Genomic DNA, 14,715 nt, shown 5'->3' with positions numbered 1-14,715 from the left:
CCGGCCGCCCGCGCGAGCGGCCGATGGTCCGACAAAATCGAATCAGGGCTTGGCGGCGCGGCAGGCCGGATTGAAGGCCCAGTTGCGATCGAGGCCGACGACGCAGAACTCGACGCCCTGGTCATAGCCGGCGAAGCCGCCATCCTCGATGATCGAGAAGTTGACGGTGCGCGCTTTGCCGTCGCTGATCATCACGCTGCCGGTGCAGAAGCGGCGTGGAATGTTGTCGGACTGCCAGGGCCGGAAGGCGATCTCATGGACATTGGCGACGCCGGTGATCGTCAGCGAGGAATTCCAGAAGGTGCTCTCCTTGTCCTGGAATCGCGAGACGATGGTCGGAATGGCCGCCTCGCAGGGGGCAACCCGGCCTTCGTACTTCGGGCCGGACAGCCAGAAGTTCATCTCGAGCGGATTGGCGGCCTGAGCCGGGGCGGTGGCGACGATGGCGGCAAGCAGCGCGCCACAGGCGGCGCCGAACATCTTGAAAGGTGAGCTGAAGTCGCGCATGGGCCGTCCGCAAGGCTGATCCGGAAGCGTGGACCGTGCCGCGGCGGCCACAGGAGGTCAAGTGCAACGCGGCAACACTCCACGATTAGTCCTGTTAACGCGAGGCTGGTGTTCTTTTCTTGACCGCACAGGACCCTTAGGATGGCAGGCCAGCTCAAGGAGAATGCAATGCGGACGCTGAAGGCCGGACTCGTGAAGACTGCAGGCCTCGCGGCCGTCGGGATGCTGCTGGCCGCCGCGCCGGCTCTGGCCGACGTGGTGCCGCCCTTCAAGGGCAACGACACCGGCGGCATCATCTCCTATCAGCTGGCCCAGAGCACGGATGCGCGCCAGCTCGCGGTCGATCATTGCGCCTCCTACGGCAAGGTCGCGAAGTTCCGCGCCGTCGATGCGCGCTATGGCGGCTACGTCTCGTTCGCCTGCCGCTGGGTGCCCTATGGCTCGGCGCAACGGCCGCTGCGGACGCTGTACTAACGTTCTCCTAATTGCCATCTTTTGGCGGCATTCGCTCCGACATCGCGCAACGAGCCGGAACGGAACACATGACCTGCACACGCACTGCCATCGGCCTTCTGGCCTGCTGTCTCCTCAGCGTGACCGCGAGTCACGAGGCCCGTGCCGTGGACCTGCCGGTGCGCAAGGCGGGCCTGTGGGAATTGAAGATGGTCAGGTCCGGCGGCCAGCTGCCGGAGATGACCATGCAGCACTGCACCGACGAGACCACCGACAGGGACATGAACAACATGGCCTCGCCGATGGCGCAGCAGGTCTGCTCCAAGCAGGACATCCAGAAGACCGCAACCGGCTATGTCAGTGATGCCGTCTGCAGCTTCGGCGGCATGAACACGACCTCGCATGCCGACATCACCGGTGACTTCAACTCAGCCTACACGGTGAAGACCACCTCGCGCATCCAGGGCGGTGCCGCCGGCGCCGCCAAGGAGACCGCGATGACCATCGAGGCGAAGTGGCTCGGCGCCTGCAAGCCCGACCAGAAGCCCGGCGACATCGTCATGCCCGGTGGCATGAAGATGAACATCAAGGACATGAACAAGCTGAAGAACCTCATCCCGGGCGCCAAGCAGTAGGCGGGCGGCCGTTGCGTTTGGCGGCACGAGCGCAGAGACATGGATCGTCGCTCATTCGCGGACGCAAAGCACGATCTTCCCGATATGTCGGCTCGTCTCCATGCGGGTGTGCGCATCGGCCGCCTCGGACAAGCGATAGATGCTATCGATGTGCGGCCGAATGGCCGTCCCGAGAAGGGGCCCGACGCATTGCCGCAGGTCGGCCGCGATGCGTCGTTTGAGGTCCAGTGCCGTCGAACGCAGGAACGCGCCGGTGATGCTGGCCCGGCGCGCCATCAGGCCGCGCAGCGGCACCGCCAACTCGTTCCCATGTCCGGCTGAGAGCAGGGCGATCCGTCCGCCCATTGCGAGCGCCACAAGGTCCTGCGCGATGTGAGCGCCTGCGGAGGTGTCGAGGATGCAGTCGACACCGCGCATCCCCGTCGCCGCGCGGATCTGCTCGGCGAGATCAGGATCGGCGTAGTCGAACACGGCGCTGCAGCCGAGCCTGAGCGCCGCGGCGCGCTTCTCTGCGGTGCCGGCGGTGGCGATGACGGGATGACCCAGCGCGCGCAGGAGCTGGATCGCGATCGTGCCGACGCCGCTGCTTCCGCCATGAATCAAGGCGGTCTCGCCGGGCGCCATGCGCATCAGCTCGAAGAAATTGAACCAGGTCGTGAACAGCGCCTCGGGCAGGGCGGCGCCTTGGATCCAGTCGAGGCCGCTCGGCAAGTCCAGGGCAAGATGCTGATCGGTGGCGACGTATTGCGCGTATGAGCCGCCGTCGGTCAGTGCGATCACCGCTTTACCCAGCCGTTCCCGGGGAACGTTGGTGCCGCAGGCCACGATGCGCCCCGAGGCTTCCAACCCCGGCACGGGATTGGGCTCCCGCGACGGCCCGGCAGCGCGCTGGTTGCAGTCATGACGGTTGATGCCGGCGGCTGCGACCTCGATCAGCACATCGTCTGGTCCGAGGCGCGGGACCGGCCAGTCCTGTCGCTCCGACAGGACCTCCGGGCCGCCCGCGGCGGTGATGATGACGGCGCGCTGATCGTCCGGAATCATGCTTGGTCGCTCATGTGCTCACTTACCGACCAGGCTGCACTTGCTGCGGTCGAGCGGGCGAAATGCCTGATCGGGGGCGATCTTCGTCACCAGCTTGACGAAGTCCCAGGGGCCCTTCGATTCGGCGGGGGTCTTGACCTGGACCAGATACAGGTCGTGCACCATGCGCTGGTCGTCGCGGATCTGGCCGTGGTCCGCATAGGCGTCCGAGACCGGCGTCGCCGTCATCCTCGCCATCACGCTTGCGCCGTCGTCGCTGTCGGCATCCTTCACCGCCTGCAGATAGTGCCGCACGGCCGAATAGACCCCGGCCTGTATCTGTGACGGCATCGCCCTCCGGCGCGCGTAGAACGCGTCGGAGAAGCGGCGCGCGGCGGGGGAGGCATCCTCGAAGAAGCTGGTGACGATGAGATCGCCCTGCGTCGCCTTGAGGCCGATGGCTTCAATGTCCACGTTCTGGAACGACATCGGCACGATCTTCATGCCCTGGGCCGCAAGCCCGAACTCCTCGGCCTGCTTGATGGCTGTGGCATTGTCGCCGGCGACGTTGAGCGCCAGGATCTTGGCGCCGGAGGCCTGGGCCTGCAGCAGGAAGGATCCGTAGTCCGGCGTGCCGAGCTGCGCCTTGACGCTGCCGGCGACCTTGCCGCCGAGCTCGGCGATGCGGGCGCGCGCGGTCGCTTCCACTGAATGACCGAACGCGTAGTCACCGGTGATGAAGAACCATGGCTCCTTGCTGGTCTGCATGATGCCCGAGACGACTGCGGTCGCGGTCGAATAGGCGTCGTGCGTCCATTGCACCGAGGTCGGGGCGCAAGCTTCGTCGGTCAGCTGGTTGGCGCCGGCCCCCGAGATGAGGAAGATCTTGCCGTTGCTACGCACCAGCTCCTGGACGCCAAGGGCCGCGCCGGAGCTGCCGCCGTCGGCGATCGCCTGCACACCGTCCTGCTCGAACCAGCGCCGGGCGATCGCGACCGCGATATCCGGCTTGTTCTGATGGTCGGCCTGAATGATTTCGATCGGCCTGCCGTTGATCTTGCCGCCAAATTCCTCAGCGGCCATCCGGGCCGCTTCCACCGAGCCGGGCCCCATCGCGGTCGCGAAGATGCCGGTCATGTCGGTGAGCACACCGATACGGATGGCGCTCCCCTTGATTTCGGCCTGCGCGGATGAGCCTGCAAGCAGCAGCAGGCCAGCGATGCTGGATCTGAGACAGCGCGACATGATGATCCTCCCCGGACTTGAAGATTTGGTTTTTTGTCGTGTTTGATTGGTGCGCCTCGCGGTTCTCCGCGAGGCGGAGACGTCAGGCTGCCGGTTCGGCAGCCACGGGATTGCGCAGCACGCCGATGCCCGAAATGTCGACCTCGACCGTATCGCCGGGCTTCATGAACAGAGGCGGGGTGCGCTTGAAGCCGACGCCTCCCGGCGTGCCGGTGACGATCACGTCCCCCGGCAGCAAGGTCATGATCGTCGAGCAATAGACGATCAGATCGGGGACATCGGTGATGAGGAGATCCGTGGTGGTCCGCTGCACGGTCTCGCCATTGAGGCGGGTCTGCAGCGTCAGTTTCGACGGGTCGGGAATTTCATCAGCCGTGACCAGCCAGGGGCCGAATGCGCCAGACCGGTCGAAGGTCTTGCCCGACAGGAATTGCGATGTATGGCGCTGCCAGTCGCGGATGCTGCCTTCATTGTAGCAGGAATAGCCGGCGATGTGCGTGAGCGCGTCCTCGCGCCGGACATGCCGGCCGGCTTTCCCGATCACGAGCGCAAGCTCGCCCTCGTAGTCGAAATGTTCGGAGACACCAGGGCGAATGACCGGCTGCAGATGGCCGACTTGGCTGGTGGGAAAGCGCGCAAACAGCGCAGGTTTCGCGGTGACGGTCCGCCCGGTCTCGGCGACGTGGTCGCGATAGTTCAGGCCAACGCAGATGATCTTGCCGGGATCAGGGATGACGGGCGCGAAGGCGATCGCACTGAGCGGATAGTCGGTCTGTTCGCGGGCGAGCAGTTCGGCGGCGTGACCGAGCGCATCCGCCTCGATCAGCGCGCGCAGGCTCTTCGACGGCAGGCGCCGGCCGAGGTCGACCACACCGTCTCCCTTCACCGCGCCGTATCCGGGACGCCCGTCAATGACAAAGGAAACCAGCTTCATACGTGAACCCTCTCAGCAAAACGGAAACGATCAGGCGGCGCTCGGCCGCGGCGCGAGGACGGCGAGGCCGGACAACAGCGCGGCGAGATCTTCACTCTTCTGCACGGCACCCAGGATGTAGCGGTCCGGGCGCATCAGCACGGCGGCGAAGCCGTGCTCATCGAGCCAACCGTCGAGGCCGCTAGCCTCCTCGCCGGAAATGATGGCGACGTCAGCCGCCGCCAAGCCGGCATGATGCTGCTCGATCACCGCGGCACCGAGTCCAGACCGGCACAGCAGCGCGAAGCGATAGCCGACGCGATCGTCGCTGCGGCCGAGATCGCGGGTGCGGAATTGCGGCGCCAGCTTTCCCGTCATGCTTCGATCGCCGCCGGCGAGGCCCGGGCCGAGCACTGGCTTCTGCACGTCGAGTTTCAGCTGGCCGTCGCCCTGTGCCGTGCCGGTCGCGAGCGCCGCCTCGACCGCCCTGGTGTTGATGAGTCCGCCCAGCCGTATCGCGAGCTCGATGAATTCGCGCACGTGGGGCGCGCGCTCGCTCTGATAGGTGTCGAGGAGATCAGGCCTTGCCTTGCGGGCAATCACATGGGCCAGCTTCCATGCGAGGTTGGCCGCGTCGCGAATGCCGGCACACATGCCCTGACCGAGGAAAGGCGGGGTCTGGTGCGCGGAATCACCTGCGAGCAAGAGCCGTCCGGCACGCCATTGCTTGGCGACCGCGGAGTGGAATGTGTAGACGGCGGCGCGTTCGATCTCGGCCTCTGCGGGCTGGAGCCAGGGCGAGAGCAGCTCCCACACGCGAGCCGGTTGGGTGATCTCGACCGCGTCCTCGTCGGGACGTACCGTGATCTCCCAACGGCGCCGGTTGCCGGTGCCGCGAATATAGGTTGCGGGACGCTGCGGGTTGCAGTGCTGGACGCTGAAATCGCCGAGATCGGGCCGCTCCTGCCTCAGCAGCACGTCGCAGACCAGCCAGCGCTCGTGAAAGCCGAGATCGTCCAGCGCCGAGCCGATGAAGCGGCGCACCAGCGAACGTGCACCGTCGCAGCCGATGACATAGGCGCAGGAGATGTCGACGAGCCGGCCGGTACCGAGGTCTTCATAGCGAACGCGCGCACCGTTGTGGTCCTGCTCGAGCGCGAAGACGTCACAGCGCGTGCGCAGCTCGACATGAGGCCAGCGCGCGAGTCCCTTGTTGAGCACGTTTTCGAGATCGGGCTGGTGGAATCGGTAGCTCAGATTCCAGCCCATCGAGGTCGGCTCGCGGGTGCGCGGCCAGTCGAGCAGCAGCCGTCCCTCGGCATCGACGAAGCGCATGCCGGGACTCAATGTAAGGTGGGGCAGGATGGCGTCGGCAAGGCCGATGGTCTGGAACACGCGCATGCATTCGTCGTCGAAATGCACCGCGCGCGGCAAATGATAGGCCTTGGCTTCGCGCTCCAGGATCAGGGTGCGGATGCCGCACAGGCCGAGCAGATTGGCGAGCGTCGAGCCCACGGGCCCGCGACCGACGATGACGACGTCGAAGCTTCCGGAATGTGCAGCCATGTTGCTCATGGCTGCATCTGTTCCGCAACCGCCTCGCACCTTCAAGGCGCGGTCGCAAACTGTCCGCGCAGCGGACGCTCAGGCCTGGACGGGAATCGCGGCTGCGGCGTCGCGCAATGGGGCCGCGTATTGAGCGACAGCCTCCTCGAGGGTCATGGCGGAGCGGATCCAGATGATCGAAATGCAGCCGAAGACGACGTCGCCACGAACGATCGGCACTGCGATCGACGACGTCTTCGGATTGAATTCGCCCTCGTTGCGGATTGCATAGCCGCGCTGAGCCGTTTCCGTCACCATGCGCTGCAGCCGCTCGGGCGCCAGGAAGGAAACGTCCTCCGCATTCTCGATGCGTCGCAGGTGGTTGATGATGATGTCCCGCTCTGCGGGCGGGCAAGCGGCCAGATAGGCCCGGCCGGCCGAGGTCTGCAGCATCGGCAGGCGCTTGCCGATCATGCTGCGATCGATCGAGAGCGGGCTGCGCGCATGCGTGGTCTCCTGGATGACCATCGCGCCGTTCTCATAAGTCGACAGATCGACCGGCCAGATCAGGCTGCGGCTGAGCTCGGCGAGATAGGGCGCGGCGACCTGGCAGATGAAGATGCCGGGATCATAGCCGTCGCCGAGGCTCAACGCGTGGCGCGTCACCCGGAAGCGGTCGTCGCTGGCGCTGCGCGCGACATAGCCGAGTTCCTCGAGTGTCTCGAGCAACCGATAGACCGTAGGCCGCGGCAGATCGAGCTGGCGCGCCACATCGCCGGCCCGAATGCCGCCGGACCGATTGACCGCGCGCAGCACGTCGAGCCCCCGCTTGAAGGCGCGGACACCCTCCGCAGGACGGGCTTGCGGAGATCGCGTCCGTTGCTTGGACACTTGGAAAATCCTCCCTGTTCTTCGTTTCCGTCCGCCGATACCGTCTTGAGAACGCGAGCCGGATGCAGGGGCGGCAGTCTACTGCAGGACCGCGCGGAGCTGATACGAAATTCCGCCCGCGCCTTTCGGAAGAAAACAAGATGGAAATCACGGCGCTCGGTTACATCGGCATCAAGTCGTCCCAAGCGGAGCAGTGGGGACGCATGGCGACCGAGCTCCTCGGGATGCAGCGCGTGGATCGCGCGGCCAGCGTGCAGGCCTATCGGATGGATGATCGCAAGCAGCGGCTGATCGTCGATGGCAGCGGCGATGGCGGGCTCGCTGTCATGGGCTGGGAGGTCGGCGACGCCGCGGCGCTCGCGCGCCTCGCGAGCCGTCTCGACGACAACGGCGTGAAGGTGGCCCGCGGTTCGCAGGCACTGGTCGACGAGCGTCATGTCACCGAGCTGATCTGCTTTCAGGATCCCGCCGGCAACACGATCGAGGTGTTCTGGGGTGCAGCTGTCGCCTCGGATCCCTTCAGGCCGGGACGTCCGATCTCCGGCTTTCGCACCGGGCCGCTCGGCATGGGACACGTCGTGCTCAACGTCGAGGACGTCGAGCCGCTGCTGCGGTTCTATCGCGACCTGCTCGGCTTCAAGGTGTCCGACTTCGGCCTGACGCCGTACAAGCTCTATTTCTTCCACGTCAACGGCCGCCACCACAGCTTCGCGATGGTCGGCTCCGGTCGCCGCACACTGCATCACTTCATGGTGGAACTAGGTAGTCTCGACGACGTCGGCCAGGGCTACGACCTGGCACAGCTCGACGACGGGCGCGTGGCCTACACGCTGGGCCGTCACACCAACGACCACATGACCTCGTTCTACGTCAACACGCCCTCCGGCTTCTTCATCGAATATGGCTGGGGCGGCCGGGTGATCGATCCCGCGACCTGGCAGCCGCATGAGACCTTTGACGGCCCGTCACTGTGGGGGCACGAGCGATTGTACCTGCCGGATGAGCAGCGCAATCGCCTGCGCGATATGCGGCTGTCCGCGGCTGCACGCGGCGTTCGCGTGCCGGATCCTCGCGTTCCGGCACTGAACTGCGCGTGGCTCGACGCCGTGGTCGCGCGGGAATGAACTAAGCAGCGCGCTACACCGGAATCCGCACGCTCGCCCGCAACCCGCCCATCGGGCTGTCGCCGAGGGTGATGTCGCCGCCATGGGACCGCGCGATGTCGCGGGCGATGGCGAGGCCCAAGCCCGTGCCGCCCTCGTCCTGGTTGCGCGCGTCGTCGAGGCGCAGGAACGGCTTGAACACCTCCTCGCGCATGTCGGCCGGGATGCCCGGGCCGTCATCGTCGACGGTGATGGTGAGGTAGCGGTGGTCGCGATGGCCGGTGATGGCGATCGCATCGGCATGGCGGGCGGCGTTGGAGACGAGATTGCCGAGGCAGCGCTTCAGCGCCTGCGGCTTCACGGTGACCACAGGCAGGCCGTGGAACGAGACCGTGGCGGAATGGCCGTTGCGCTCGGCGTCGCTGCGCAGCTCCTCGAGCGCGTTGGAGATGTCGGTCGGCTGCGCGATCTCGCCATTGTCGCCGCGTGCGAACGCCAGATAATCCTCCAGCATGTGCGACATCTCGTCGACGTCCTTGCGCATGGCGTCGATCTCGGGACTGTCGCCGAGCAGCGCCAGCTCCAGCTTGAAGCGCGTCAGGATGGTGCGCAGATCGTGGCTGACACCGGCCAGCATCGCCGTGCGCTGCTCCAGCGTGCGCTCGATGCGCGCCTTCATCTCCAGGAAGGCGTGTGCCGCACGCCGCACCTCGCGCGCGCCGCGCGGCCGGAAGTTCGGCACCTCGCGGCCCTTGCCGAAACTCTCGGCCGCATCTGCGAGGCGCAGGATCGGCTTGATCTGGTTGCGCAGGAACAGCACCGAGACGATCAGCAGGATCGAGGAGGTGCCGACCATCCAGAACAGGAAGATATCGGTGTTCGACGCGTAGGCCGCGCCACGCTGCGCGAACACGCGCATCACGGCGTCATCGAGCGCGATGCGGATCTCGACCAGATTGGAGCGGCCGACGGTGTCGATCCAGAACGGGCGGCTGATCTGGCGGCCGATCTGGCTCGACAGCGACTGGTCGAGCAGGTTGAAGAACGGTTTTGGCCCCGGCGGCGGCATGTCGCCGGCGGGCAGGAAGTCGACCACGAGGTTGAGCCGCTGTTGCGCGATCCGGCGCAGCATGGTGCGGTCCTTGTCCTGCGGATAGCCCTTGTAGATGTCGATCAGCGCGGCGACGTCCTGCACAACTGCGGCGGAGAGGCGTCGCGTCACCGTGTTCCAGTGCCGCTCCATGAACACGCCCGCGACCACCGTCTGCAGGATCACCATCGGCACGATCATGATCAGCAGCGCGCGGGCATAGAGGCCGGTCGGCATCCAGCCCTTGAACGCGTTGCCGACCAGGCTGTTGGCGCGCGACACCCGCCGCGAGGCGGTGCGGATCAGGGTGAGGCCGGTGTCGAGCGTGCTCATGATAATCCTAACGCGCGCCGTTTCCGTCATTGCGAGGAGCCCCCGGGTCTCGCCCGCGGCGAGCCTGAGGGCAGGCTCCGCGACGAAGCAATCCAGAATCGTCGCGGGACTCTGGATTGCTTCGCTTCGCTCGCAATGGTGCGGAGATGCCAGGTCGTTTCAGGTCTTGCGGTGAGGAAGCTAGCTCAGATGCTTTCAAGGCAACGTGGTCGGAATGGCCCGGCATATCAACCGCTCATCTCAACCCGACGTCATCAGCCGGTAGCCGATGCCGCGCACGGCCTGCAGAAACAGCGGGTTGGCCGGATCGCTCTCGAGCTTGCGGCGCAGGCGGTTGATCTGGACGTCGACGGCGCGCTCGTTGACGGTGCCGTTGCCGGTCAGCGCGCCGCGCGGCACGGTCTCGCCGCGGGCATTGGCGAGGATGCGCAGCATCTCGCGCTCGCGGTCGGTGAGATGGACGATCTCCTCGCCCTGCTTCAGCTCGCCGCGCGCCAGATGATAGACGAACGGGCCGAACGCGATCTGCTCGACGACCTCCTCCGCCGGCGGCGGCGCGGCCCGCTTGAGGATGTTGCCGATGCGCAGCGCGAGCTCTCTTGGCTCAAAAGGCTTGGCGACGTAGTCGTCGGCGCCGAGCTGCAGTCCCTCGATGCGGCTCTCCGGCTCGGCCCGTGCGGTCAGCATCACGATCGGCACCGAGGATTGCGTGCGGATGAAGCGGGCGAGGTCGAAGCCGCTTTCGCCGGGCATCATCACGTCGAGGATCAGGAGATCGAAATGCAGTCCCGTCAGCTTGGCGCGGGCATCGCTCGCGCTCGCCGCGGTGGTGACGCGATAGCCTTCGCCGCGCAGGAAGCGCGACAGCAAGTCGCGGATACGGCGGTCGTCGTCGACGAGCAGGAGATGCGGCGCGTCGTCGGCCGGCGTCTGCTGATGATGCGGGGCGATGGCGGCGATCGTCACGGTCACTCCTTGGCAGCGGCGACAGGCGTCTTGAAGATGGCTTCCAGCACCTTGTCCGGATCGTCGCGATCGATCATCGCGCGCAGGAACTGCCGGACCTTCTCGGCGCCGGCCGGTCCGATCTGCTCCAGCGCTCGATCGATGCGCCGCGTCTGCAGCCCGGCCAGCTTGGCGACCAGCGCCTCGCCCTTCGGCGTGGCGAAAAGAAGGCGCTGGCGGCGATCGTTGTTGCCGGTCTTCTGCACGATGTAGCCTTCGTCGAGCAGCTGCTTGAGCACGCGTCCGAGCGACTGCTTGGTGATGCGGAGAACGTCGAGCAGATCGGCGACCTTCAGGCCGGGATAGCGTGTGACGAAATGCATCACGCGGTGATGCGCCCGGCCGAAGCCGAACGCCTCCAGCTCATGGTCGGCATCGCCGACGAAGTCGCGGTAGGCGAAGAACAAGAGCTCGATGATGTCCCAGCGCAGCGGCTCGCCGCCGGCGGCCGCGGAGGGCTCAGCCGCGCGCAGCTCGGGGCTCAACGTCGGAGACGAGAAATTTATGTCAGCCATATTGACGTTTCTGCGGTTCAATGTTACAAAACAATCGTCCGCTACGAAATTTTAGATCGTTTCATCGGCGGGCGATGGGTCTCCAGGCGTGTCTGAACGGGCCGTAGGCAACCCCGACGGGCAGCCTGGGCCGCGCATCGAACTACCGTGTGATGTCGAGCGGCATTTCGGCAAACCATACTGGACTTCCGCCGGGCGCAAAAGCATGTCCTGTAGTGGCATGCTTGCCCGGTGACCGGCTCAAAAGCCGGTCGCGGCAGGTCCGAAATTCAAAAAGCCGACTGGCCCGATCGGACGGGTCGGCGCCAGAACTCGCGAATGGCGATCAAGCGGGGGAAGCAAGGACATGACTTTGACATTCGACATCAAGCCGACGACGAACCCGACCTCCGACCAGGAGCGTGCTGCCAAGCTCGCCAACCCGGGCTTCGGCCGGGTGTTCACCGATCACATGGCCGTGGTCCAGTACAGCCAGGACAAGGGCTGGCACAGCGCGCGGGTCGAATCCCGCGCCAACTTCCCGCTCGATCCGGCCGCGGCCGTCCTGCATTACGCGCAGGAGATCTTCGAGGGCCTGAAGGCCTACAAGCGTGACGACGGCGGCGTGAACCTGTTCCGCCCCGACGCCAACGCGAAGCGGTTCTGGAACTCGGCCGAGCGCATGGCGATGGCGCAACTGCCGCCGGAGGTCTTCATCGAGGCGGTCGAGCAGCTCGTCCGCATCGATCGCGCCTGGATCCCGGGCGGCGAGGGCAGCCTCTATCTGCGCCCGTTCATGATCGCCAACGAGGTGTTCCTCGGCGTCAAGCCGTCGGCGGAATACATCTTCGCGGTCATCGCCTCGCCGGTCGGCTCCTATTTCAAGGGCGGGCCGGCCCCGGTCTCGATCTGGGTCTCGGAGAACTACACCCGCGCCGCGGTCGGCGGCACCGGCGGCGTCAAATGCGGCGGCAATTATGCCGCGAGCCTCAAGGCGCAGGCCGAGGCGATCCAGCATGGCTGCGACCAGGTCGTGTTCCTTGATGCGATCGAGCGCCGCTATGTCGAGGAGCTCGGCGGCATGAACGTGTTCTTCGTGTTCGACGACGGCTCGCTGTCGACGCCGCCGCTCGGCACCATCCTGCCCGGCATCACCCGCGATTCCATCATCAAGCTGGCGCGCGATGCCGGCCGCGAGGTGCGCGAGGAGGCGTATTCGATCGACCAGTGGCGGGCGGACGCCAAGAGCGGCAAGCTGAAGGAAGCGTTCGCCTGCGGCACCGCCGCGGTGATCTCGCCGATCGGCAAGGTGTGCTCGGCGAGCGGCGACGTCCTGATCAACGGCGGCGAGGCCGGCCCGGTCGCCATGGGCCTGCGCAAGCAGCTCGTCGACATCCAGTACGGCCGCAGCCCGGATCCGCATCAGTGGATTCGGGACGTGAAGTAGGGGCATGCCTCCCTAGCGCTTGCAGGTTCTGGGCACAGTCTAGCCGCGATAACGGTTTGCTCCCTCCCCCGCTTGCGGGGGAGGGCTGGGGAGGGGGAAGCCCCGTAAAGACTGCCGCTGGGGCGCCCCCACCCCAATCCTCCCCCGCAAGCGGGGAGGGGCGCACTGAATGCGCGGCGCAAGCTTGGCTCTTACTGAAATGCTGGAAACGGTGCCACGCGCCGGCGCCTGACCTGGCCTTCGGGTTGCCGCACCGGGCCCCGGCTGCTACCAACCAAGCAACGCATTCCATCCCGTAGGGTGGGCAAAGGGCCGCGTAGCGGACCGTGCCCACCACTTCGGCGTTTATCAGCCATGGTGGGCCCGCTGCGCTTGGCCCACCCTACGTTCCGGTCCCCATGTCCGACAAACCCAAGAAACCCCAGAAGCTGAAGGCGCGGCTGCCGCGCGGGCTCGAGGATCGCGGCCCCGCGGCGATCGCAGCGACGCGCGAGATGGTCGAGAAGATCCGCGCCGTCTATGAGCGCTACGGCTTCGAGCCGGTGGAGACGCCGGCGTTCGAATACACCGATGCGCTCGGCAAATTCCTGCCCGACCAGGACCGTCCGAACGAGGGCGTGTTCTCGTTCCAGGACGATGACGAGCAGTGGATCTCGCTGCGCTATGATCTGACCGCGCCGCTGGCGCGCTACGTCGGTGAACGCTACGGCACTGATGGCCTCGTACTGCCCTATCGCAGCTACCGCTCGGGCTACGTCTTCCGCAACGAGAAGCCCGGCCCCGGCCGCTTCCGCCAGTTCATGCAGTTCGACGCCGACACGGTCGGCTCCGCATCGCCCGCGGCGGACGCCGAGATGTGCATGATGGCGGCGGATACGATGGAGGCGCTGGGCATTGCGCGCGGCGACTACGTGATCAAGGTCAACAACCGCAAGGTGCTCGACGGCGTCATGGAGGCGATCGGCCTTGGCGGCGACGAGAATTTTGGCCGCCGCCTGACGGTGCTGCGCGCCATCGACAAGCTCGACCGGCTCGGCGAGCGCGGCGTCCGTGAGCTGCTTGGACCGGGCCGCAAGGACGACAGCGGTGATTTCACCAAGGGTGCTGGTCTCGACGAGGCGCAGATCAAGAAGATCGAGACCTTCGTCAATGCGCGTGCGCTGGTCGCGCCGCCGCTGCTCGCCTATGCCGGCGACAAGGATGTCGAGCGGCGGCTGGCCGGGGATCCCGACCGGAAAGAGAGCGAGTATGACATCGCTCGCCGTATCGCCGACATGCTGCGCGAGACCTTTGCCGACTCGAAATTGGCGATCGATGGCTTGAACGAGCTCGTCGAGATTGCGCGCCTGGTTGATGCGGCCGGCTATCAGAGCCAGATCACGGTCGATCCGTCGGTGGTGCGCGGGCTCGAATACTACACGGGGCCGGTGTTCGAGGCGCAGTTGCTCGCCGAGATTCCCAACGAGAAGGGCCAGCCGGTGGTGTTCGGCTCGGTCGGCGGCGGCGGGCGCTACGATGGCCTCGTCTCGCGCTTCCGCGGCGAGCCGGTGCCGGCGACCGGATTCTCGATCGGCGTGTCGCGCCTGCAGGCGGCGCTGACCTTGCTCGGCAAGCTCGACACAAAGCCAGCGTTCGGCCCCGTCGTCGTTACCGTGTTCGATCGCGACCGCGTCGCCGACTATCAGAAGATGGTCGCGACCTTGCGCAATCACGGCATCCGTGCCGAGCTCTATCTCGGCAATCCGAAGAACATGGGCAACCAGCTCAAATATGCCGACCGCCGCAACGCGCCCTGCGTCATCATCCAGGGCTCGGACGAGAAGGAGCGCGGCGAGGTGCAGATCAAGGATCTGATCGAGGGCGCCAAGGCGGCGGCTGCGATCGCCTCCAACCAGGAATGGCGCGAGAGCCGCCCGGCGCAGTTCTCCTGCAAGGAGGACGAACTCGTCGCCGGCGTCCGCGAGGTGCTCGCGCGTCATGACGTGAGCTGGGGGTAACAAGACTCGTCATGCGCGGGCTTGACCCGCGCAT

Annotated in this window: 14 protein-coding genes; 5 read left to right on the top strand and 9 right to left on the bottom strand. The window is 66.2% G+C overall.

Annotated elements, in window-relative coordinates; translation table 11 throughout:
- Window positions 1–42 precede the first annotated feature (42 nt).
- Window positions 43–507 (bottom strand): hypothetical protein, encoded by a 465-nt coding sequence (locus QW868_RS21620; protein ID WP_315713599.1) that lies wholly within the window; start codon window positions 505–507, stop codon window positions 43–45.
- 168 nt (window positions 508–675) lie between these two features.
- Between QW868_RS21620 and QW868_RS21615 the strand changes: the two genes are divergently transcribed.
- Together QW868_RS21615 and QW868_RS21610 are read left to right on the top strand one after the other, a co-directional pair.
- Window positions 676–981, top strand: a complete 306-nt coding sequence (locus tag QW868_RS21615; RefSeq protein ID WP_315779374.1) for a hypothetical protein — start codon at window positions 676–678, stop codon at window positions 979–981.
- A 68-nt stretch (window positions 982–1,049) separates the two neighbouring features.
- The gene (locus QW868_RS21610; protein ID WP_315736610.1) at window positions 1,050–1,595 is read left to right on the top strand and encodes a DUF3617 domain-containing protein; all 546 of its coding nucleotides are present in this window, start codon (window positions 1,050–1,052) and stop codon (window positions 1,593–1,595) included.
- Between the two features lie 51 nt (window positions 1,596–1,646).
- On the opposite strand, the gene QW868_RS21605 is transcribed toward QW868_RS21610, so the two are convergent.
- The 5 genes from QW868_RS21605 to QW868_RS21585 all read right to left on the bottom strand — a co-directional run bounded on the left by QW868_RS21605 (window position 1,647) and on the right by QW868_RS21585 (window position 7,212).
- Entirely contained in the window at window positions 1,647–2,639 is a 993-nt protein-coding gene (locus QW868_RS21605) for an NAD(P)H-quinone oxidoreductase (protein WP_316231469.1), read from the bottom strand.
- Between the two features lie 18 nt (window positions 2,640–2,657).
- Window positions 2,658–3,863: an ABC transporter substrate-binding protein gene (locus tag QW868_RS21600; RefSeq protein ID WP_316231468.1), complete on the bottom strand. Its 1,206-nt coding sequence runs from the start codon at window positions 3,861–3,863 to the stop codon at window positions 2,658–2,660.
- Window positions 3,864–3,945: 82 nt separating this feature from the next.
- Window positions 3,946–4,797 (bottom strand): fumarylacetoacetate hydrolase family protein, encoded by an 852-nt coding sequence (locus QW868_RS21595; RefSeq protein WP_316231467.1) that lies wholly within the window; start codon window positions 4,795–4,797, stop codon window positions 3,946–3,948.
- Between the two features lie 30 nt (window positions 4,798–4,827).
- On the bottom strand, window positions 4,828–6,351 hold the full coding sequence (locus QW868_RS21590; protein ID WP_316231466.1) for a bifunctional 3-(3-hydroxy-phenyl)propionate/3-hydroxycinnamic acid hydroxylase: 1,524 nt from the start codon (window positions 6,349–6,351) through the stop codon (window positions 4,828–4,830).
- Window positions 6,352–6,420: 69 nt separating this feature from the next.
- Complete coding sequence (locus QW868_RS21585; RefSeq protein ID WP_315736615.1) at window positions 6,421–7,212, bottom strand: DNA-binding transcriptional regulator; 792 nt, start codon at window positions 7,210–7,212, stop codon at window positions 6,421–6,423.
- A gap of 140 nt (window positions 7,213–7,352) precedes the next feature.
- Here QW868_RS21585 and QW868_RS21580 point away from each other — a divergent pair, with 140 nt between their 5' ends.
- Window positions 7,353–8,336, top strand: coding sequence for a VOC family protein (locus tag QW868_RS21580; protein WP_316231465.1), 984 nt, complete (start codon window positions 7,353–7,355; stop codon window positions 8,334–8,336).
- A 13-nt stretch (window positions 8,337–8,349) separates the two neighbouring features.
- Here QW868_RS21580 and QW868_RS21575 read toward each other — a convergent pair whose 3' ends face one another.
- The 3 genes from QW868_RS21575 to QW868_RS21565 all read right to left on the bottom strand — a co-directional run bounded on the left by QW868_RS21575 (window position 8,350) and on the right by QW868_RS21565 (window position 11,258).
- A complete protein-coding gene (locus QW868_RS21575) occupies window positions 8,350–9,738 on the bottom strand; it encodes an ATP-binding protein (RefSeq protein WP_316231464.1) in 1,389 nt (462 codons plus the stop codon).
- Window positions 9,739–9,978: 240 nt separating this feature from the next.
- On the bottom strand, window positions 9,979–10,710 hold the full coding sequence (locus tag QW868_RS21570; protein WP_315736618.1) for a response regulator transcription factor: 732 nt from the start codon (window positions 10,708–10,710) through the stop codon (window positions 9,979–9,981).
- Window positions 10,707–11,258, bottom strand: coding sequence for a MarR family winged helix-turn-helix transcriptional regulator (locus QW868_RS21565; RefSeq protein WP_315778001.1), 552 nt, complete (start codon window positions 11,256–11,258; stop codon window positions 10,707–10,709). The genes QW868_RS21570 and QW868_RS21565 overlap by 4 nt, the downstream gene beginning before the upstream one ends.
- Window positions 11,259–11,604: 346 nt before the next feature.
- Here QW868_RS21565 and QW868_RS21560 point away from each other — a divergent pair, with 346 nt between their 5' ends.
- Both QW868_RS21560 and hisS read left to right on the top strand, forming a co-directional pair.
- Window positions 11,605–12,684: a branched-chain amino acid aminotransferase gene (locus tag QW868_RS21560; RefSeq protein ID WP_316231463.1), complete on the top strand. Its 1,080-nt coding sequence runs from the start codon at window positions 11,605–11,607 to the stop codon at window positions 12,682–12,684.
- Window positions 12,685–13,082: 398 nt separating this feature from the next.
- On the top strand, window positions 13,083–14,681 hold the full coding sequence (hisS, locus tag QW868_RS21555) for a histidine--tRNA ligase (protein ID WP_316231462.1): 1,599 nt from the start codon (window positions 13,083–13,085) through the stop codon (window positions 14,679–14,681).
- Window positions 14,682–14,715 lie beyond the last annotated feature (34 nt).

The sequence above is a fragment of the Bradyrhizobium sp. SZCCHNR1051 genome (assembly GCF_032489615.1).
Taxonomy (GTDB): Bacteria; Pseudomonadota; Alphaproteobacteria; order Rhizobiales; family Xanthobacteraceae; genus Bradyrhizobium.
The sequence above is the reverse complement of the archived record's forward strand: the minus strand, read 5'-3'. Positions and strand labels throughout refer to the sequence as shown.